Annotated in this window: 12 protein-coding genes; 10 read left to right on the top strand and 2 right to left on the bottom strand. The window is 64.8% G+C overall.

Annotation, left to right across the window (positions count from 1 at the left end; all coding sequences use genetic code 11):
- Positions 1-70: 70 nt before the first annotated feature.
- From drmB to FXO23_RS13460, 4 genes are read left to right on the top strand one after another with little or no spacing between them, the layout of a single operon-like run.
- Entirely contained in the window at positions 71-952 is an 882-nt protein-coding gene (drmB, locus tag FXO23_RS13475; RefSeq protein WP_218951978.1) for a DUF1998 domain-containing protein, read from the top strand.
- On the top strand, positions 949-1,719 hold the full coding sequence (drmC, locus tag FXO23_RS13470; RefSeq protein ID WP_158884564.1) for a DISARM system phospholipase D-like protein DrmC: 771 nt from the start codon (positions 949-951) through the stop codon (positions 1,717-1,719). Before drmB ends, drmC begins: the two co-directional genes overlap by 4 nt.
- A 27-nt stretch (positions 1,720-1,746) precedes the next feature.
- Positions 1,747-3,837, top strand: a complete 2,091-nt coding sequence (locus FXO23_RS13465) for a UvrD-helicase domain-containing protein (protein ID WP_158884562.1) — start codon at positions 1,747-1,749, stop codon at positions 3,835-3,837.
- Between the two features lie 30 nt (positions 3,838-3,867).
- Complete coding sequence (locus FXO23_RS13460) at positions 3,868-6,159, top strand: GmrSD restriction endonuclease domain-containing protein (protein ID WP_158884560.1); 2,292 nt, start codon at positions 3,868-3,870, stop codon at positions 6,157-6,159.
- Here the strand turns inward: FXO23_RS13460 and FXO23_RS13455 are convergent.
- Complete coding sequence (locus tag FXO23_RS13455) at positions 6,156-7,325, bottom strand: serine/threonine protein kinase (protein WP_158884558.1); 1,170 nt, start codon at positions 7,323-7,325, stop codon at positions 6,156-6,158. The two genes, FXO23_RS13460 and FXO23_RS13455, sit on opposite strands and share 4 nt — an antisense overlap.
- Positions 7,326-7,645: 320 nt before the next feature.
- Between FXO23_RS13455 and FXO23_RS13450 the strand changes: the two genes are divergently transcribed.
- Genes FXO23_RS13450 through FXO23_RS13435 form a run of 4 tightly spaced genes read left to right on the top strand, consistent with a single transcriptional unit; the run spans position 7,646 to position 16,640 of the window.
- The gene (locus FXO23_RS13450; protein ID WP_158884556.1) at positions 7,646-9,115 is read left to right on the top strand and encodes a PD-(D/E)XK nuclease family protein; all 1,470 of its coding nucleotides are present in this window, start codon (positions 7,646-7,648) and stop codon (positions 9,113-9,115) included.
- Positions 9,102-10,223, top strand: coding sequence for a pPIWI_RE_Y domain-containing protein (locus FXO23_RS13445; protein ID WP_158884554.1), 1,122 nt, complete (start codon positions 9,102-9,104; stop codon positions 10,221-10,223). The genes FXO23_RS13450 and FXO23_RS13445 overlap by 14 nt, the downstream gene beginning before the upstream one ends.
- Entirely contained in the window at positions 10,216-13,758 is a 3,543-nt protein-coding gene (locus FXO23_RS13440) for a pPIWI_RE_Z domain-containing protein (protein WP_158884552.1), read from the top strand. The genes FXO23_RS13445 and FXO23_RS13440 overlap by 8 nt, the downstream gene beginning before the upstream one ends.
- 2 nt (positions 13,759-13,760) lie before the next feature.
- Complete coding sequence (locus FXO23_RS13435) at positions 13,761-16,640, top strand: pPIWI_RE module domain-containing protein (protein WP_158884550.1); 2,880 nt, start codon at positions 13,761-13,763, stop codon at positions 16,638-16,640.
- A gap of 11 nt (positions 16,641-16,651) precedes the next feature.
- Here the strand turns inward: FXO23_RS13435 and FXO23_RS13430 are convergent, their stop codons facing one another.
- Entirely contained in the window at positions 16,652-19,408 is a 2,757-nt protein-coding gene (locus FXO23_RS13430; RefSeq protein ID WP_158884548.1) for an ATP-binding protein, read from the bottom strand.
- Positions 19,409-19,557: 149 nt separating this feature from the next.
- On the opposite strand from FXO23_RS13430, the gene FXO23_RS13425 reads away from it, so the two are divergent.
- Together FXO23_RS13425 and FXO23_RS13420 are read left to right on the top strand one after the other, a co-directional pair.
- Complete coding sequence (locus FXO23_RS13425; protein ID WP_158884546.1) at positions 19,558-20,700, top strand: hypothetical protein; 1,143 nt, start codon at positions 19,558-19,560, stop codon at positions 20,698-20,700.
- Positions 20,701-21,101: 401 nt separating this feature from the next.
- Positions 21,102-21,695 carry a cutinase family protein gene (locus FXO23_RS13420; protein ID WP_246257201.1) on the top strand — a complete coding sequence of 198 codons (594 nt, stop codon included), beginning with the start codon at positions 21,102-21,104 and terminating at the stop codon, positions 21,693-21,695.
- The last annotated feature ends 7 nt before the right edge of the window (positions 21,696-21,702 follow it).

Below are 21,702 nucleotides of genomic sequence, written 5' to 3'. Positions count from 1 at the left end.
CTCTCGACCCTGCGGCGGGACCGAGCGTAAGTTGACTGACAGTCATTCACGACAGCTGGCAGGGGTGTGCATGGCCGACTCGGCAACGACGGAGCTCAAATCAGGTTCCCTGGTTTCGGTACGCGGGCACAAGTGGGTGGTCAGCGATGTCGACGCCGCGGCGGGCAACACGCTGGTGTCCCTGCAGAGCGTCGAGGACGTCGTCCAGGTCGAGCGGCTGCGGGAGGTCCGTGCCCTGATCGGCTTCACTCGCCTCGACTCGCCGGATCCGGACGATCCCGATCTGGTCACCGTTGCACCGCTGTCCCGGGACAGGCCCACTTGGGTCCCTGGCAGTGAGGTGCGCGGCGAGGGCATCTTCCTGCGCCTTCCCGACGACCTGCTGGATCGCTGGGTCGACCGCGTCACCGACACGGACGCCATGCGCAGGCACCGGGATGCCTACGCGCAGTTCCGCAAGAACAGGTACTCGGACCGAGTGCGGGGCCCGTTCGACCCTATGGCGCACTGGCCCGGCGAGCGCTACATCGCGCTGCACACACTGTCCCATCTGCTGATCCGCACCATCGCGCTGGAATGTGGTTACAGCTCGGCCAGCCTGTCCGAACGCATCTACGCGGGCACCGATGAAGACCCCCGCAGCGGCATTCTCATCTACACCGCCGTGCCTGATGCTGAAGGCACGCTCGGCGGCTTAGTGTCACAGGCCGAGCCAGAACAACTGGTGCGCATCACCCGCCGGGCGCTGCGAGATGCGATGCGTTGCTCGTCCGACCCGCTGTGCGCCGAACGGCTACCACAGCCACCCGCCGACTTCCTGCACGGTGCCGCCTGTCACGTCTGCCTGTTCGTCTCCGAGACGACCTGCGAACGGGGAAATCGGTTCCTCGACCGCCGGTTCGTCGTACCCGTCGGCGAGCCCGAGCTGGCGCTGTTCTCCACAGTGCCATGAGCGGATTCGAGGCTATCGCCGCCGCGGCTGCGCCCACCCTCGGGGCCGCGGCACTTCGCACCCTCGCCGACCGAGTCGGCGAGGGATGGCCCGAACACGCGGTGCTGTCCGGCATGGGGAACACCTTCACCGTGGCTACCCGCCCGATCCTGCGCGCGCTCGACGACAGCGAGACACCACAGACGCAGGCGGCCGCGTTCCTGCGCGGTCTGGCCGCGGGCTACGCACAGCATGCCGCGTCGGTCGAAGTCGAAACGGTGTGGAGCGGACCGAGCAGCCATTCGGTACCGGTGCGTGCGACTGCCCAGGCGCTGATCCAGGTGGTTACCGAAGCCACCAGCGAACTGCTGCTGATGACCTACTCCGCGAAACCGCACGAACCGTTGCGAGAAGCGCTCGCTTCGGCCATCGAGCGGGGCGTCCAGGTCACCGTGGTGGTGGAGACATTGCAGGGTGCCGGTAGCGCGCTGGCCGGTGCCGAGCCCGCCGCGGCATTCGCCAGGATCAACGGGCTCCAGCCGTGGCACTGGCCGGTCAGTAAGCGCAGCGAGCCCGGTTCGAAAATGCACGCCAAGCTCGCCGTCGCCGACCGGCGCGTCCTCCTGGTCTCCAGCGCGAACCTCACGCAATCGGGCGTGCAGAAGAACATCGAAGCGGGCGTGCTGATCCGTGGTGGCAGCGCCCCCGTCCGCGTTGCCGAGCACATCGTGGAGCTGAAGTCCAAGGGCATGCTGGACCGCCTGACCGTCAGCGGCAGTGCACTGTGACCGCCGCATCGCTAGGAGGACGAGGCAATGCCATCACTGGCCATTGACAGAGAATTCCTGCGCGAATACCCGAAACTCGACAAGGCAGTACAGGAGCGGGTGACCGAGGCGTTCGCTAAATTCGAACAGGCCACGCACACCGGACAACATCTGGAAAAGGTAAAGAATGCACGGGACAATCGATTCCGGACGATCCGCATCACCCAGTTCTGGCGAGGTGTGGTGCTGGCTCCCGAGACCGGCAGCACCTACACCCTGCTGAAGGTACTTCCGCACGATGACGCGTACACCTGGGCGCAGCGTCGCCTCGCCTCGGTGAACGCCGCGACGGGACGAATCGAGATCCGTGATGTGACGGCGATCGAAAGCACCCTGCCGGGCCTGTCCGGCATCGCGGAAATGGCACCGGCCCGGCTCTTCGACGATGTCAACGATGCCGACTTGCGCAGGCTCGGCATCGACGAGCAGACTCTCGCCTTCGCCCGCGTCCTGACCGACCCCGTCCAGCTCGACGCGGCGCGCTCGTTCTTGCCGTCCGGGCAGTGGGACGCGCTGGCCGGCCTCGCGGCCGGACTCAGCCCGGAGGAAGTGTGGGCCGAGCTCGGCGATGTGATCTACGGGCAACGGTTCGACCCGAACGACCTGAGCGCCGCAGTGGCACGAAGCTCGGATCGCATGGTGCTGGTGGACGGACCGGAGGAGTTGCTCGCCATCTTCCGGCACCCGTTCGCGCTGTGGCGGATCTACCTGCATCCGGTACAGCGCACGACGGTTGACGCGCACTTCCGGGGTTCGGCACGGGTTACCGGTGGGCCGGGAACCGGCAAGACGGTGGTCGCACTGCACCGCTCCAATCACCTGGCTCGGCTGAACAACGGGCAGGTGCTGCTCACCACCTTCACTTCCACCCTCACTGGATCGTTGTCGGCCGGGCTGAAGCTACTCATCGAGTCCGACGAGATCCGGAGCCGAATCGATGTCAAGAACGTGGACCAGCTAGCTCATCAAGTCTTTCGAGAAGAACACGGGGCACCACGGCTACTCGACAGCGACGAGGAGAGCGCGCTGTGGCGTTCGGTCATCGACAGGCTCGACCTACCGTTCAGCGAACCTTTTCTGCGGCAGGAATGGCGACAGGTCGTGCTTGCTCAGAAGGTGACCAGCGCGCAGGAGTACCTGTCCGCCAAACGCACCGGGCGCGGCCGTCGCCTCGGTCCACGGCAGAAGGCGCAGGTCTGGCAGGCGATCTGGGAGTTCGAGCAGCAGCTCCGCGACGGCGACTGGTGGACCCACGAGACCGTGTGCGTCGAGGCGGAGCGGCTCCTCGAGCAGCGTACCGAGAAACCCTACCAGCACATCGTCGTCGACGAGGCGCAAGATCTGAGCCCGTCACAATGGAGGTTGCTGCGCGCAGCCGTCCCCCGGCAACCCAACGATGTATTTCTCGCGGGCGACACACACCAGCGCATCTACTCGCACCTCGTCAGTCTTCGTGAGGTCGGAATCCACGTAGCTGGGCGGTCGAGCAGGCTCACGGTGAACTACCGCACCACAGCCGAGATTCTCTCGTGGAGCCTCGGACTGCTCCGCGGAGAGCCGATCGACGACATGGACGGCGGGCTCGATTCGATTGCCGGATGCCGATCCGAGATGCACGGCATGCCACCGGAACTGAAGGAATACCGCAACAAAAACGCCGAGCTCGACGGCTTATCGACGACGGTGCGAATGTGGCTGGACGCGGGGGTGGAACCCGGCGAGATCGGTGTCGCAGCGCGGGCGAAGTGGCTGGTCGAAGCAGCCGTGGATGCGCTGGAAGCGGTTTCGATCCCGGTAAGGTCGCTGCTCGGTGCGAAAGCACCCGACGACGCCGTCGCGGTCGGGACAATGCACCGCATGAAGGGACTCGAATTCCGGTGTCTCGCGGTGATCGGGGTAAGCGAACACCAGGTGCCACCGTCCAGCGCGATCACCCCTCTCAACGAAGATGAGGCAACGCACCACCAGGACATGCGACGGGAACGGTGCCTGCTGTTCGTCGCATGCACTCGGTCCCGCGAACAACTCGCCGTCTCCTGGCACGGCGCCAGCAGCAAACTGCTGAGCGGGCTCAAGTAAACATTCGACCGCTGATTCGGAAGGTACTGCATGGGCAAGCTCTCGACCATCCTCGACCAAATCGATTCCGGAACGGTGCTGCTGCCCGAGTTCCAGCGCGGTTACGTCTGGAACCGGGACCAGGTTCGAGGGCTCATGCGATCGCTGTACCGCGGCCACCCGGTCGGTGGACTGCTGCTCTGGGAGACCGAAGCGGAATCGGTATCGGTTCGCGGAGGTTCCGCGGGCGCGGGTACGCATCTGCTCCTGCTCGACGGCCAGCAGCGCATCACCACGCTGTACGGACTGGTGCGAGGCAAGCCGCCTGCCTTCTTCGAAGGGGACCCTGCCGCGTTCAGCGGGCTGTATTTCAACGTGGACAGCGAGGCCTTCGAATTCTACACAGCTAGCAAGATGGCCGACGACGTTCGATGGGTCGACGTCACGAAGCTATTCCAGGACGGCCCCATGGCCTTCCTGTCCACCTTCATCGACACGCCCGACAACGCCAAAATATACCTGCGCAGGCTGAACACGCTGTGGCAGGTCTACGAACGCCACTTCCACGAGGAAAAGATTACCGGTAGTGACAAGACGGTCGATTCGGTTGTCGAGATCTTCAACCGAGTCAATTCAGGCGGAACCAAACTGTCCAAGGGCGACCTCGCGCTGGCGAAGCTGTGCGCGCACTGGCCGGACGCACGGCACGCGATGCGCGAACAGCTACTGCTGTGGCAACAGGCGGGGTTCAAATTCTCCCTCGACTGGCTCCTCCGCAATGCCAACGCGGTGGCGACGGGCCGATCGTTGTTCACCGCGCTGGACCGGATCACCGTTGACGAGTTCCAGGCCGCCCTCGAAGAATCGATCAACCACGTGGGCACTTTTCTCGATGTGGTTTCCGGCAGGCTCGGCCTGGATCACGACCGAGTGCTGATGGGTCGCTACGCCTTCCCCGTCGTGTCCCTGCTGTTGCATCGCAGCGGCGGACGTTTCGAAGACCGCGTGCACCAAGACAAGGTGCTCTACTGGTACGCGCAATCGGCATTGTGGGGCAGATTCGCGGGGTCAACGGAAACGATTCTGCAAAAGGACTACGACACCGCCCACCGGGAAGGCATCGACGGCCTCATCGATACCCTTCAACGGTGGCGTGGCGGCAATCTGGACGTCCGACCACACGACTTCGAGGGATCAACCAAGGGTTCGCGCTTCTACCCGATGCTCTACATGCTAACCCGAGTCAAGGGGGCTCGTGATCTCGGCAGCGGGCTGGAGTTGCGCGCCGAAATGCTCGGGAAGCTTTCCTCTCTGCAAGTGCACCACATCTTCCCGAAAGCGCTGCTGTACAAGGCCGGCTACCCCCGCAGCCAGGTCAATGCGCTTGCCAACTTCTGCTTCCTGACGCAGGACACGAATCTGACTGTAGGTAAACGCGCACCCGAAGACTATTTCGCCGAAGCCGAACGCAAGTACCCGGGAGTGCTGGCCTCGCAGTGGATACCGCTGGACCCCGCCCTATGGAAGGTCGACCGCTACGAAGACTTCCTCGAAGCCCGTCGCGAACTGCTCGCCGAAGCGGCGCAGTCGTTTCTGTCAAGTCTACGCACGAGTACCGGCTCGTCCGAGGAAAGGCTCCTCGCCCCGTTGTCTGTAATAGGCGAGGAAGAGGAAGACGCGCGAACTACCCAGGTCCGTGACCTCATTGAGGAGCTCCGGCGGCTCGGCTACAGCATGCCGTCCACCGATGCAGAGATCGCCGACCCCGTTAGCGGTCGGCAGATCGCGGTCGCCGAGGCGCTGTGGCCGGATGGATTACAGGCTGGCCAAGGGAATCCGGTGGTACTGGAGCTCGATCCCGAGTCTGCCGATTTGACTCGGTTGGCCGAACTCGGCTATGAGGTGTTCACCTCGGTGGACGCCTTGCTGGGCTTCGTGAACCGGCGCAACGAGGACGCCCGTCTCGACACCACTGACGCGGAACCGGAGCCCCCCTCCGTCGATGAACCGATCGATCAAGGCCCCCTGGTGGAACGGTTCGGAACCGAAATGCAGCGCCTGTACGAACGCAGCCGGAGGGAGGCCCGCTACTCGGCAACCTACTTCCTCAGTATGTTGGCCGATCTGGGGCCGATGGAGACAGCGCGAAAATTGCTGCTTTCCCCTGCCGTCTCCGACGGTTTTGCTGCGTTGTGGGAACGAGGTCGGCTGGACCTGACGGTCGAGGCCCTCGTGACCCGGGCCCCATTCACTGACCTGTTCGACGAGCGAGAGCTTGAAGTCGCCCGTGCGCGACTTGAACAGTTCGGCTACTCTCCCCGAACAGGCGCGGATAACGCCTAGTCGACGAGTTCCTTAGCTTCCTTCAACACCTTGGCTACTAATTGAACCACTTCGTGCGACTGGCCGTATGTTGCGACCGCTTCTTCCAGCAGGGCATGAAGACTTGCGCAGGCTGTTTGGAGGTCGCCGCAGGCGAGGTCGCTTTTCGCTTTCTCAATTCGCTCGTTGACCGCACTGCGCGTCAGGTAGTCACCCTGTCGAGCGCGCCGAAACTTGGCTCTGGGTGTCTTGTGACCCTGGAGTTGCTGGTTGACTTCGCGTACTGCGCGCGGTTCACGGTAAGGTATCGTTAGGTCAATGTCGAACCCGGGGTTCGGTTCTGGGGCGCCCAATTTAGGCAGATACGGCTTGAATACTTCGATCACGTCTTCACTGCTCGGCCGGTCTTCGTACCTCTTGGCCAGCAGCGCCAGTACGAATTCGTCTATCTCGGTGGGTGTGTCGATAGCCCAATGTCGCAGTGACTCGGGGTTTCGGTGGAGATGCTGCTCTTCGGTGGTCATGCCGCTGTTTCTCGACGCGAACGGCTCCCGTCCGGTCAGCATCAGATAGAGAATGCAGCCCAGGCTGTAGAGATCCGAGCTTGGCACGTCAGCAGTCCCCTGTAGTCGTTCTGGCGCCATATAGCTCAGGGTTCCGACGTTCAGTTCCGTGTAGCGTGTGGGGTCGTCGTCGAGGGATAGTGCGATGCCGAAATCGATCATGTAAACCCGACCACTACAAGTGAGCATGATGTTGTCTGGTTTGAGATCGCGGTGGTAGATGTTTTTCGCGTGCGTCGCAATGAGAGCCCCGGCTATCGGGACCGCCAGGCATGCCGTCTCGATCACTCGAGGCCGGTTTCCCGCCAGGTACCTACTCAGAGTGATGCCTTCGATAAACTCCATCGCGAAGTACTGAAGGCCCCGATGGATTCCCTCATCGTAGAACTTCGGGATGTTCGGGTGCGCCGCCTTGTGTAGAATCTTGCCCTCGCGGGCAAATCGACCCAGCAGTTTCCGCTCGGCGTCCGTACCCAGTTTCTCCCGAGTGCCCAGAGCGGGAGTTTTGATCATGACAGCGCGGTTTTCTTCCATGTCCAACGCCTTGAAGGTGCGGGCCATCCCACCTCCGCCGATTGACTGGGTCACCCGATACCGTGCGCCCACCACATCGCCAACCTGCACTGTCCACTCCTCGATCCCAGTCGTTCCGCCAGCTCTCTGGACATCTTGCCCGACTGTGGTCGTCGTTTGTGTACGGCGGTAGCATGTTCGGAGGTGGCGAATTGATCTACCTTGACCGTATACCTACCTTGGGCGGAGGTTTCGACAATGGTCCACTCTGGGCGAGCCGCGATGGCGCGGTGTTGATTCGGATCGGCGCGCGCGATCTCCGCGAGGACGCATGGAGGTGCCCGCAGTCGGTCGCGCTCAAAATTCGAAGTCACGTGGCCGGTGCGGATCGACTCCGCACAGACTTGGAGGCATTTAGCCTCGGTCCGCTCATGACAGCGCTTGATCAACTGGAGTTCGCGCGCCTATCCCACGATGAGGTGGTCGATCACCTGCTACGTCGAACATATGCGTGCATCGGTCGCTCCAAACCGATGCACCCGGGCTTCGTCGAGTGGACGATCCAAGCTTTCCGCAACTATTTGACCGCTTGGCAAGCGCACCGGGAAAGTACGGACACACCCGCTGTGATCCCGGTTCGACCAGAGTGGGTGGTGCACCGCAAGCTGGAGGAGCGCGACAGCCGTGGTGTGCTCATCTACGAATGGACCAGTTGGGGGCGCCGATACCGCTCCGCCGACGGGAGCGTCCGGGAAGCGTGGCTGATCCAGCTGAACGAACCCAAGGACAGGTCCGCCGCGGAGAAGACGGAGATCGCGCACGTTGCCGCGCACGGAACGCCGCTCGGAGCCGCGGAACGGACGCCCGCCGAGACGGTGCAGCCACAGCTAGTCAAAGTGGTGGCGTTCGGCACCGGCTCGGCGAAGGCCAAACCCTTGGGCGAATGGCACGTGTCCGCCACACCTGAACTGTTCCGGGAACACGTGGTGAAGCGCGCCATGGCGGTTATGGACGACACCAAGCGCCGCCCTGGCAGTAACTGCGCGGAGTGCAAGATCACGGTCACATGCGAGTCCCTGAAGAAGTTCGACTTCTTACCTGCCGTGGCCGCTCGTCCCCGCGGGCGGCGCACTTTGTCGGTGACCGACCTCCGCATGTACGACGCCTGCCCGGCCCGGTATCACCTTGACCGGCAGCTCGGCCTTGGCGTCCGGGACATGGCGGAGTCACCCGAGATCGTCCGTGGCCGCGCGGTCGACGCTTGGCTCAACCAGAAGCACGACGGCGAGTCCGTGCGCTGCGACGCTGACGACATGCTCGCGCTGTCGTTTCCGGAACTTCAGCCGGACCAGTCCGAGCAGGTGACCCGGATGCTCGCTGAGCACACCGCGTTCTGCCCCATGTCGGAGACGGCGGACCTGCCGCCGCGGGTGCAGCCCCAGTTGTCGGCGTACGACGAGCGGCTCGGGGTGGTCTTCGTCGCGACTCCTGACCTGCTGTTCCGCCGCGACGGGGCCTGGGTGTGGCGCGAGACGAAGACCGCTGGGCGGCCCATCTGGCGCGGCCGTCCTCTGTTGAGGCAGTTTCCCCAGCTCGCGATGGGGACGTTACTACTCGCCGCCGGGGTGGTGGGCGATCTGTCGAGAGCTTCCCGCGTGGAGTTGGAGCATCTTCGGGCCGACGGCGGTCAACTTGAGGAGGTCGACCCAAACCAGCCGGAAGTCCTGGCCGAGGCCCGCGAGGTGATCGGCGACCTGACACGGCCGTTGTTATTCGACGACAGGTTCGAAGCCAAGCCCGGCACTGGCTGCGGCGGCTGCCCGGTGCTCGGATGGTGTTCACCCGGGCGAGCACACCTCGCGCGGGCAGCCGAGGCGGAGGTTTCCGGTGAACTGGGCTGACTCGGACGCGCCTTTGATCGGGGACGTGGCGCGGGCATTGATCGAGTTGGACGAGATCAAGAACGTTCAGCTTTTCCGCCTGCCGTATCCCGCAGCTGCCCAGCGCGCGCTGAATCGACTCGCGCTACGAGCACTGAGAGACGGGGCGACGCCACCGGCAAGCGTGCCTGACCTGGTGACGCTGTGCCAGGAACGGCCGGTAGTCGACTGGCCGCTGACCGCTCCGCCGGGTGTGTTCAACCAGGCAAGTTGGCTGCTGGACGAGGAATACGGCTTTCTGACGGATCTATGTCACGAGGTGGCGCTCACGGTCGGAGTGCCGAATCCGTGGGCCACGGTCCTGCGGACGCTGGACGATGCCGCGGAGCTGTGCCGCGAGCGACGCGACACGACGGCGTACACCGCCTTCCGGCGCCTGCTGATCGAGCGGCCCGTGCTGGACAACGAGGCGGTCAACGCGATCAACTTCGACCCGCGGCTCGGCTCGCTGGAGAGCGTTGTCAAGCAGACGTACCAGCAGGTCGACGAGCGGTGGGTCCACGGTGGAGTGCTCCACGCCTGTGGTGATTGCGACCACTTGGCATTCCCCCTGGACAAGTACACCTGGTGGTGCGAGAGCGCCCGTTGCGACGACGAGCTTATCCAAGACGGTAAGGACTGGACCGACGAAGACGGTCCGATGTTCCACCTGGATCGCCTGCACCGGCAGTTCGTGTCCCGGCCTGGACGGGTGGTGTGCAATCTCGCCGACCGGCTGGTGGCGTGCGGAGCGAAGGCGGAGCCGTGGCCGAACTTCGGTGCCTACGACCTGCGGATCGTGTTTCCCGACCGCGAAGCGTGGGCAGTCCAGGTCGTAGATTGGAGCAACCCCGCATTAGCAGGTGCGGTTGCGTTCCCGATTCCGGATTCGCCAGCCGCGGACAAGGCCTTCCGGGTGGTTCCCGACGACCGGCTCGCGCCCGATCCCGACTACTACTTCAGTACATTCGACGAACTCTGCTCGGCAGCGGACGACGCATCGCTGATCTCCGACACCCGCATCGTCGACCTCGCGCAAGCGCGCCTCGGTGGACACCGGTCTCCCGCAGAGGGGAGTGCACGTGCGTAGTCCGGACGCCTGGCTCAGGCCACTGGTCAAGAGCTTGGACGAGAACTGGCCCGACAAGGACCGGAAGGTGCAGCCGGCGTTGCTGTGCCAGGTCGAGTTGGGGCTCCGGCTGCTCGAACGTCTTGACCCAGCACAGCCAGCCGCCGGCGCGTGGGTCCTGTTCGGCGGGTACCCGTTCGGCGAGGCTGCCGGTCTCGTGACGACACCTGAACAGGAATGGATGGTGACCTGCGCACGCCACCGGTTGTGGCCGCTGCGCCGCCGGCGCACCTGGCGCGAGGCGGTCAAAGCGTACCGGAAGCTCTCCCCGCAGGTCCGCGCCTACCAGGTGCCCAAAGACCTCGGGCCCGCGACGTTCACCGGTCCCGGCGACACGGCCGCCGACCGCCTGGCCCACTACGACCTCGCGTTGGCGGAACTGCCGGAGTACAGCGAGAACGCTATGCGGCTTGCCGAGCCTGGACCGCACTACTTTCTTCGCCGAGGCAAGCGAGCACGCGTCGACATCCCCGTCGACCTGGTAGCTACCCCTCGGAAGCCGGTCAGCCACCCGATCGACACGCGATCGCGGGTCAACGGCGGTCCCGTCGAGATAAGCCGGGAGGAACTCAAGCGCACGGCCGAATGGCTTATGGATCGGGAGCGGGAGCTACCAGATGTTCGCTCACGGAATTGGGTCGAGCATCTGGAAGACGTGAACTTCGGCGTCTTGGCCCCGGACTGTTCGACGTACGTCGAGAGCGAGTCGTTCTGGCTGGACGGGCTGCTGAACGCGGTGGGCATCGTCGGTGCTGGCAAGAGCACGCTGATGATCCTCATCGCTGTGTGGGCGGCTCGTCAAAAACCGACGCGGGTCACGCTCGTTGTCGGTGACGTGGCGGAGCAACTGCGGCTGACTGAGTACCTCCGCGCCGTCCTCGGGCGCGACGTCGCGGCTCCCGTTATCGGGTTCTCCACGCGCGGGCGTCACATCCAGGGGGTGCACCGGCGGCTCGCGGCGCAAGGGAGAACGTCGTTGCTCGACCATCGGGGCGAGGCGGCGTTCGATGACCTGAACACCACCTGCCCGATTGATGCCCTGCGCCACGACGACACAGGGGAACCGACTCGCCTGATCGACGCCCCATGCGTGGGCTTCCACCCCGCAGACGACGAGGATGAGGAGGACGACCAGCCAGTCCGCAGCATGGCGCGCGGCTGTCCGCTCTGGCACGACTGCCCCCGGCACAGCGCGGCACGCAGACTGGTAGACGCATCGATCTGGATCGCCAACATGGCCTCGCTCGTGACAAGTCCGGTCTCCCCGCACGTCAGCAATGTGCGGCTGCGCCATCTGGAACTCGCCTGCCTGCGCAGCGACTTCGTCCTCGTAGACGAGGCCGACCGCGTGATGATGAACCTCGACGACATGTTCGCCCCGTCGGCGACACTGACCCTCAAGGGACCGGAATCCTGGCTGGACCAACTGCACACGCACAACATTCGAGAACTCGCACGCGAAGGACGCATCCAGCTCTCCGACCGCAATGTGAAGCTATGGGAGGCGTCGCTCACGATCGCCGCGAGCGCCACGAACAGGTTGTACGAGATTCTGATCGATGACGCCGAGATCTGCGAGTGGGTCGGCATCGAATTCTTCAATTCTTGGACGCTTCAAGAGAGGCTCCTAAACGAGTTCTTCCCGCGAGACGACGCACCGGATCCAGTCTCCGATGATGAGGATCTCGCCGTCGATGCCCCGGACCCCGACGAATATCAGCGGATCGGCGTAGCGGCGTCGACCGCCCCAGGCCCGGCCGATCGGCGGGCGCAGCTGGAGAAAGTGTTCGACGTCTTCCGCGATGACCCGCTCGGGGACCGGGGGCCTTACCAGAGCGACGCCGATCGGCTGGTCACCTCGGTCCAGGAGCTTCTGCATACCTTGAATCCCGAGGGCGCGCGCCGGAAACTCGAGGTGGTGCTGCGGAAGTTGATCGGTGACAAGGCCGTGCCGAACGCCGACGGCGTCACCGTACGCAAGTTGGAGTTTGTTCTGTTGCTGTCGGCGCTGCACCACCGGTTGGACCGGCTCACCTACCTCTGGCCGCAGGTCGAAGCCGCGTTGCGGCTGGAATTGACCGACAACGAGTTGGTCCGCCGGCCGCCGTTGGACTACCAGCCGCTGATCCCGGAATCGCCGATGGGCAACCTGCTTGGCTTCCAGTACATACTGGACAACGGCCAGCCCGCCGAGTCGGGCGAGCGACTCACCGGGACGCTTCGGTTCTTCCGGTGTTCCGGGGTCGGCCGGGAACTGCTCATGTCGCTCCCCCGGATCGCCACCGACTCGCACCGTCGCAGGTCAGGGCCGCACGTGATGCTGCTGTCGGGCACCAGCTGGGCCGGCACGTCGACGCGGGCGCACCTGCCCGAGCCGGTCAACGTCATCCTTAGCCCAAAGGCCGAGCGACTCAAGTCGGTGCGCGGGTCGACCCTGACGACCCGGTTCCTCTACGACCGGGGCAAGCCGATCAACCTGTCCGGCCAGCCGCCGGCGACACGGCCCGCGGTGCTGAGGCTGATGATCCAGAAGCTGGGCATGGAACGGCCTGGGGCGCGCAGCATCCTCGACGAAGAACTGGAGCAAGTCGAGTACGCCAGGAGACGGGCGTTGCTTCTCGTGGGCAGCTACCGCGAAGCCGAGATCGCGGCGGACCAGCTCAACGGAATCGGTCAGTGGCGGGGGCACGTCCACGTGCTCACCGCCGATGACGCCGACTTGGACGAGGCCACCACGGGAGCGAAGGACGGCCCGAAATCGAAGCCGGGTTCGATCCGCCGCGGCAACATCGCCGACTTCGCCGACGATCCGTCGGCTTGGGTGCTCGTCGCGCCGCTGTTGGCAGTGGAACGCGGCCACAACATCCTCAACCGCGAGGGTAAAGCCGCGTTCGGGGTTGTCCTGTTCCTCTCGCGACCGCATCCGGTACCCAACGATTTGAGCCTCGCGGTGTTCGCGATCAACGACTGGGTCACTCGATTCGTTCGGGGCATCGCCGAGAAACCGACCGACCCCGATGAGCCAGCTGACTTCCGCGAGCTCGTGGCGCAGGCGGCATCACTGGACGAGGCCGGTCAGTCGTTTCGCGCCCTGGCGCGGACTCGCTGGGGCCGGCTCCTCAACCGACGCTACTCTTACCGCCGCCTCTCGGTATCGGAGCGCCGCTCGTTCGCCTGGGACCAACTGGTGACCATGTGGCAGGTGATCGGTCGGCTCGTGCGCGGTGGAGTCGCCGCCCGGGTTGTCTTCGTGGACGCAAAGTTCGCGCCGCGGCTCGCCGCCGCGCTCGCGCCGGATGCGGTCGATGGCGCGAAGATGCCGCGCGACACCCCGGCGACAAGCCTCCTCGTCAACATCAAGGAAGTGCTCGCCCCATACTTCGCATCGACCAGCGCTGAAGCCCAACTGGTCCAGATGCTGTATGCGCCCATCTACGACGGGTTGCTCAAAATGTTTCCCCCGGACGGGCTCCAAGCGCTGCCGGACGGTGAATGACCATGGGATTCGAGTACTCCGCCATTCGCCGGGCCGTATACGAACCGGCGCCCGACCAAGACCTAGTCGTCGCGTGCTACGACACGTTGCCATTCCCGGAGCAGTTCGCAGCCGGGGTCGTGGACTTGCTCAACCGAGGGCGGGAGGGCAGGGAACCGATACGGACCGCGCCCACCCACCAGCTGAACGCCCTATTGCAGGCACTCGCGTCGGACGTCTCCGTGATGCGGCGCGGCCAGGATCGCGGCGTCCTCCGTGGACACAACTGGCTATATCACCCCTCGGGACGACCGAACCCATTGCCCGAACATGTGCTCGGCAGACTCCTCGACTACTGGATTTCCGGTCTTTGCCCAGCCGAAGAGGATGAGAGCCATGCCCGGGAGCTGCTGGAAAAGCTGCGCGTGGCGCCACCGCGGTGGGCGCCAGTGGATGTGCCGCTGCTGCGCACCTGGGTCGGTGATGGAGGCACCGCCGCACCGAACAACCTGCAGTACCTCCTCGTCGCCGACCACTTCGCCCGGCGTATCCAGGAGTTGCCACCGTACCGGCACAAAACTCGTGAACTCAGGTTCCGGGCGATCGGGCGGGGGCCGCGCCAGCAGGGCGCCGAATTGATGTCGCAGCCACTTCACGAGGACATCGATGGCCGGACGTGGTGGTTCTCCGTGATAATCAATGTCACGCTGCACACCGTGCCGTTCGACCCGCTGCCCAAAATCCACCTCCACACCGGAATACGCCGCTGGGCGACGCATACCGACCCGGACACGGGTCTGCTCCGGCTCGGCTACGGGCGGGATTCGTCCATCTATCTCAGGCCGACGGTCCCCTGGCTGCCGAACGCGCCGGTGAGCGAGCGTTACGGCGTGGCACGCGTCACCTGGGACAACGCTACAAAGCAGCACCAGTGGAAGCGAGGAGGCCCAGCTCGCCTACTGAGCCGAGTGGCCGGCACACGGAAGTTTCCCGATGTGGACGATCTCCTTCGTGACCCGGTGCCCTGGCTAGTCGGCAAGGACAAGCTCGAAGCCTTGGTGGTCCACTCGACTGGCATGGGGAAGCACGGCGTTGGCGTCGGGTTGATGTCTCACCAGCGCTCCCAGATCATCGAATGGGCCGAGCAGGCCTTGTTCCCCGAGCTCAGGAGAGTCCCCGACCTTGTCCGTTCCCTGGTCCCGGCGGATGCACCAGCGAACGTCCGCAGAGCTGTCCCCAAGGACAGGCGCGCGGAGGCCGAGGAACAGGTCGCACTGCGGCTGCGGTCATCGCTGGGCGCGTTGTGCGCTCACCGGTCAGAGGGCGGCGAACGTGTGTTCGAGGCTCGGCTACTGTGGCAGTCGCACGGTGTGCGCGAAGCGGCCATCGCGGCCTTGACGGCCGCGCTCAGCCTCACCGGCGACGGCGGTGCGCAGCGGGGCGACGAGCGTGCGCACGAACTGAGTAAACCCGGCAGCCCCGTGGTGCTGACCTGGGAAACACCGGAGCTCACTGTCCGGTTGAGGTGCCTGCGCCTCGGTGATGGACTAGGTGGCTCGCTCAATGTCGACGCTAAGTCCAGGACAAGGCGCGCCGATCGACAGTCCGCAATCGCGTTACGCAGGCGGGCGCTGGAGAAGCTTCTGACCGACGACGGAGCGAGCGTGGCGTTGCCCAGCCTGGCGCTCGTCGAGATTCCCCGGCGGGGAAGCTTCGTCTACCAGGGCAACGATCCCAAGTTCGCCATGCGCCTGGGGTGCGCGGACGCGGGCGTGTTCACCCAATTCATTGTCGACCGAGGCGCCAAGCGAGCACACCGCGCCAGAGCGTCCTGGATGGACGGATTGCGCCAGACCGGAGCAGTCACCGTGCCCATGCCTGACATCCCCTCGGGAATTCCACCGGAGACGCAGTTCCTCGCCATCTGGATGGCCAGCACGCAGCGAGACAGCCCGGCCAGTCCGCGGCGCAAGCTGCCAGTTGCCGTGCTGGTTCGCCCGGACATCGTCGCAGGAGAGGAGCGGGTGCTGGGCTGGGATCCGGAAGCCTTCCACGGCATCGGCGGTTGGACGAGCTACCCGCGCCTGCTGACCAGACTCCCCGCGCTGGCCCGGATCGAACCAGAGGAATTGGCTGACGACCCGCTGACGCAGTGGGTGCCGTGGTCGGAACACCACCGTGACCTCGAACAGCAGCGCGGGGTAGTGGAGGGCTTCCTGCAGAAACTCCTGCAATCGTCAGAGGTGGTGAATCGGCCAACGGTTCTCCTCGCGCACGCGCAGAACGCCCGCCAGCAGTGGACCTGGTTGCAAGACGGCAACGCGCGCAGGGACCTCATCCGGACAGGGCTGGCCCCCGCCGCCGCTGTTCGGGACAACCTTCGGCTAGTCCGCGTGCGCACGGGCGAACAACGCGAGACGGGCTCGTGGTGGGCAACTGGCCATCCGGACGGGATCAACGGCTTGTCCGCTGGTCTCTGGGCGCAAGATGACACCGCGCCCGAGGATTCCCGGGTGTTCTACAGCACGGCCGCGAAAGCCGCGTCCGCCGGTGGCGCCGCCGTCGCGGCGGACAAACTCGCTCCCCGTCCGATGCGGACTGGCAAGAACAAGGGACAATTGACCATCGACACCGACGTACCGGGGTGGAACCCGTCACTCGTCGAGTTCGCGGTGCTGGGCTGTCACCCCGGCCGCGGTGACGATCCCGAGGCGATCGCCATGGCTCTGCACCAGCTTCGCCAAGCGCCGGACCACCTCGACGCGCTTCGCCTCCCGTTGCCGCTTCACCTGGCCCAGAACGCCCAGGAATACGTGTTGCCCGTGGCGGTCCCCAACGATGAAGAGGAGGACGTAGAGCAGGCAGAGGCCGAAGCCGCACCAGGGGTGATCGTGGAGGACTGAGCGGCACGCCGTCAGTTAGCCAACAGGGCCGCGAGGCGGGCACGCGTCTCTTCATCACGGCTCCGTTTCTCGGGCAGCTTGTCCAGGATGGCGTGGGCGCGCTCCGCGGCACGGCGTTCCTTGTCCGCGTGGCCGAGCTGCTGGTAGACCGAAATAAGTGAGATCAAGATGTGCGCCTCGTTGGCCGGCGCGTCTACGCGGTAGAGCTGCGCTGCCGACTCGCCATGCGCGATGGCCTGTTCCCAGTCGTTCAAACTTTTGTACACGCGGTGCAGGTTGCGGTGTACTGCAGCTTTTCCGTAATCGTCGGTGGTTCTGTTGATTGCCGCGAGTGCCGCCAATCCGTGTGCGACCGCGCGTTCGGGATGACCGGCTGCCAGTTCGACACTGGCCATGGTGTTGCGGGTATGTCCCATGCCGCGGAAGTCGTCGAGTCCTTCGTAGATCGAGTGCGCGATCGTGCAGTGACGCAGCGAATCTGACCAGAGTTCCTGGTCCTCGTAGGCGACCGAGAGCTGCTGATGGCCGTTGGCCTCGTCGATGCGCGCCCCGATCTCCGCGCACCGGCGGATGGACCAGGTGAACTGCTGGATCGCCAGGTTCAGTTTTCCTTGTTTGCGCTGCACCATGCCGATCAAACGGAGAATCACAGCCTGAAAACGCGCCGCCTCCGATGGGCCGAATTCCGATTTGTCAACGTCCAGTGCCGCGTGAAGCAGTTTTTCGGCCGTGATCCAGTGTGCGGACCGATTGTGGAAAGCGCAAAGCGCTGCGGGGAGCAGCCACCGGTAGGCGGGCCAGGCGGCGAACTCGGGTGAGTCCAGGACGGCGAGAAAGGTCTCATGTTCCGCGGTAAGCCAGTCCGTGGCGTCCTGTTTCGTCATCGGTTCAGGCAAGGGCGCCCTCTCGTCCGGCTCGCCCACCGGGAGGTCGCGCCCTGAGTCGAGCGCTCGGTCGCAACGCACGGCCGCCCACAGCAGGTATTCCAGCAGGGCTTCCCGGACCCGCGCCACCTCGCCTGGCCCCGCCCGAGTGGCCATGTCCACCGCGTATTCGCGGAGCATGTCGTGCACCGCGAAACGATCCCGTGGCGCGGAATTCACGAGGTGGTTGCCGAGCAGTTCGTCCAACGCCAAAAGCACTTCCTGCCGGGGCAGTTCGGCGAGGTACGCGACGACCTCCGCGCTGACCGAAGATCCAGGATGCAGAGCGATGATGTGCAGCACCCGTGCCGCCCGGTCCCCGAGGTTCCGGTAGGACCAGGTGAAGGACTCGCGCAGACCTGGGTTGTCGCTCGTCGGTCCGATGTCCAGCAGCGCGCCGGTCGCCTTCAGCTCGGCTTCGATCGTGCGCAGTGTGTGCAACGGCCGCGATCGCGTCCTCGCCGCAACGAGCTGGATGGCCAGCGGCAGGCCCCCGCACCTTTTCACGATGTCCGTTGCCATCACCCACTCGGCACTCACTCGGTCTTCGCCGATCGAGTCCGCCAGCACCTGTTGCCCGGCCTCGGGTGATAGCGGACTCAGCTCGATCTCGCAGACGCCGCCGACGACATGCGAGGTGAGCAGCACAGACCGGCTGGTGATGATCGTCCGGTTCGCTGCCCCGACAGCGATCAGGTCCTTGACCTGATCGTAGTTGGCCGCGTTGTCGAGCACGACCAGGACGGCACGGTCCGCGAGAATAGTGCGGTAGACCGACACGAGGTCGCTGCTCGCCCGCTCGATCGGGTCGACGCCGAACGTGCGGATGAACGCGGTCAGCACCACCTCTGTCGGGACAGGATCGTGACCGGAGAAGCCTGCGAGATCGAAGTAGAGATTCCCGTCGGTGAACCGCTCGGGGAACCGCGCCACCGAACGCGTGGACCAGGACAGGGCCAGCTCGGTCTTCCCGATCCCGGGTGGTCCGGTGATCGTCGCTATGCGCGGCGCCGATGTTCCGTCTCCGAGGAGCGTGTCCAGACGTGCCAACTCCACGTCGCGACCACGCACGACCGTGTTTAACGGAGGCAGCTGGTAGTGGGCCGCGTAGGCAGGCGGGACAACCCCAGATTTTCTGGGGCGTTTCTGTCGCGCTTTCGCCCGCAGCTCGGGCGACACCTTCACTCCGGATTGCTGAGCGCGATCCAGGTAGTTAGTGAACTTGCTTTCAATTTCCCGTTCTCGACCAGCCGCAGCCAATGCGTCGAACAGCGCTGAACAGACCAACTCGTCGGTCGGCCAGAGTTTCGCGGCTTGTTCGGCGTCCGCGACCGCCCAGTCCGGTCTGCCCAATCTGGACTCAGCCTGGATCAGGTCCAGAAACATGCCCCGGCGGCGTTCGTTGAGCTGATCGAACCGGTCGGAGAGCGGATGGTCGGCCCCGGTGAACGGTTCCCCGGGGCGCCAGAGATCGCGTGCTTCACGTAACACGTGAATACGTTTGTCGTCCGGTAGCCGCAGCGCCTTGTTGAGAAGTGCATCAAACCGGACAGCGTCGATCTGTTCACGATCGATGGCTAACCGGATACCGCCGTCCCGCTTCGGGATGACGTGCGTCCCCAGTTGGCCACGCAAGTTGGACACATAGGCCCGGACAGTGGTCTGCCTCCCCGGAGTGTCCGCGGCAAAGGCACGGTACAGATGTTGGTAATCGACGAACAGCCCATCAGACAGCGCTACGAATGCAAGGACGATCAACAGACTGGGCTGTAGGCGAATCTCCTCACCGTCAACCACGACGCGAGCAGGGCCGAGCACCTCTACCTGGACATGGTTCGTATTCATCGAGTCCAGTGAACCAGATCCTCGCCGTCGTGTGCTAGCCACCTCGTTGTTGGATTCGGCGCCGCTGGGTCCAACATTCGTCCAACATCGCACCAACATTCATCGGCGACGCTTCGTCCATCAGGTTCATCTCGGAAGCGGAGCGATGAATGATCGAACGGGAAAGGTGGCCGGTGCCCCATGGCACCGGCGGAGGCGTAGGGCATACGCGGGTCGTCAATCGGGTGGTCCTGGCGGTCGTGCACAGCGTGGCGGGAGGTCAACGCCTGTTCGACGTGCTCGCGGCCGCGGAGAAAGTGTCCGATGTCCAGGTGGTCTTCACTCGTCCCCCGGGGCCGAAGGACAACGGCGTCGGTGATCTTCTGAAAGCGCAGGGGGCGCTGGAAACTCCCTGGGACCAGGCCGTCCACGAGCAGTTCGACCTGGTCGTATCCATCTCGGGAACGGCCATAGACTCGCTGGGCGCCCCGGCCCTGCTGCTTCCCGCACTGGGGGATCAGGGCCAGCCGGTCGACCACCACGGCCGCCCGGGAGTCGCCGCGATTCGGCGAGTGCGTAAGCGGCGCGGTGCCGCTGGCCACCCGATTCCGCTCGCGGTCGGGTTGCCCCAGCGGCGCGACGTTGCACTGTTGCGGAGCACGTTTCCCGACATCGGGCAACACGCGGAGGTCGTCGGAGATCCGAGTTTCGACCGCCTGTTGCGGACCATCGGACTTCGCACCGCTATCCGCAGAAAACTCGGCGTCAAGGCAGGCGAACGTGTCGGTCTCGTACTCTCGTCGCGGGGGCCGGAGTCGCTGTTCGGCCGGTCGCCAGGAATACTGGCCGCGATCGGTCGGGCCAATCGGCATCGAAACGACCGAGTGTTCTGCCAACTGCACCCAGCTGTCTGGATTGGGCACGGTAGTCGGCAGGTCATGGCGTGGTGCGAGGAGGCGTCACAGGAAGGCGTGGCTTTTGTCCAGCCTGGCCAGGATTGGTGCCCTCTCCTGGTCGCGTCCGACTATGTGATCGGCGACCACGGGATCGTCACTTCTTATGCGGCGGCGATTGGCAAGCCGGTTTTCCTGGCCCATCCGCTCGAACGGGCGGCCGCCCGTTCAGCGCTCGTCGGGCTGCCTGTACTCGACCCTTCCCACGCGCTGCACGGGCAGCTCGACCTGACCGCGACCGCGAACACGCCGCATCAGCGAATCACCTCGGCGCCACGACGGTCTGCGGACCTACTCCAGTCCCTTTTCCTGCGCTTGCTCAAGCTCCCGGCGCGCCCAAAGGAAGGCCGTGCCGGATGATTTCGGAAAGAAGGTGAGGTCATGATTCGCATGCTGTTGTCCAAACTTCCGCTCGGCGTCCGGGGCGGGGGTGGTACTGGCGACCGGTGAAGTCAGCCGGTTCATTCGCAGTCGAGCGGTTGCCCTGGACGTCGTAGCACCGGGCAACCGCTCGATGCTGCCGCCGCGTGGTTCCTAGCGCACGACGGGTCACGAGGATTCTCACTGCTTCCTGTCAGCAGTGATGGGCCGGGCACCTCCCCGAACAACGGCTAGGCGACATCGGGTTTCACTGGGATTTCATCGTGGGCTGGGAGCCTTCACCGCAGTCGGGGCCGCTCGGGCCTTTGGTGACGGAGGTTGAGTTGAGAAAGATTGCGGTTTCCTTGGCCGGTCTTCTTGCGTTCACGGGGCTTTGCCTGGTGACGGCGCCCGTGGCGCAGGCGGCTTCGTGTGAAGGTACCTACACGATCGTGGTCGGTGGGACCGGGGACAACGACTCCAACGCGCCGTACTGGCAGGGCGACATCAGCCAGCGCGTCGGGTATCCGGCCCAGCCGATCGGTTACAACGCCCGGCAAGGCGTCAACGAATTGAACCGGTTGATCCGCGACCAGCGCAACGGGTGCCCGGGTCAGCACGTGAAGGCGGTCGGGTTCTCGCTCGGCGCCGCGGTGGTGCACACCTGGGTCACCGAGAACTGGCAGACCATCGACAACGTGAACGCGGTCCTGATCGCCGATCCCAAGCGGGCCGCGGGGCCGGGAAACGCGGGGGCCGCGGCGCATCCGGCCATCGGTCCGTTCATCGGTTTCCCGCTCGCCTGGGCGGACAACTTCTTCGGCAACATTCCCACGCTGACGCTCTGCACCGATGACATCATCTGCGACCTCAACGCGGCCTCGGGATTGCCCGGGTACCTCTGGGAAGGCAAGCACGGGAACTACAACTTCAACGTCGACGTCTACTCCGACGACGCGCGGGGGCAGTGGTACAACGGCGTCTACTACCCCTGATCGGGAA

Source organism: Amycolatopsis anabasis, from assembly GCF_009765355.1.
Lineage (GTDB): Bacteria > Actinomycetota > Actinomycetes > Mycobacteriales > Pseudonocardiaceae > Amycolatopsis > Amycolatopsis anabasis.
This window is presented reverse-complemented; position numbering and strand designations above follow the sequence as displayed.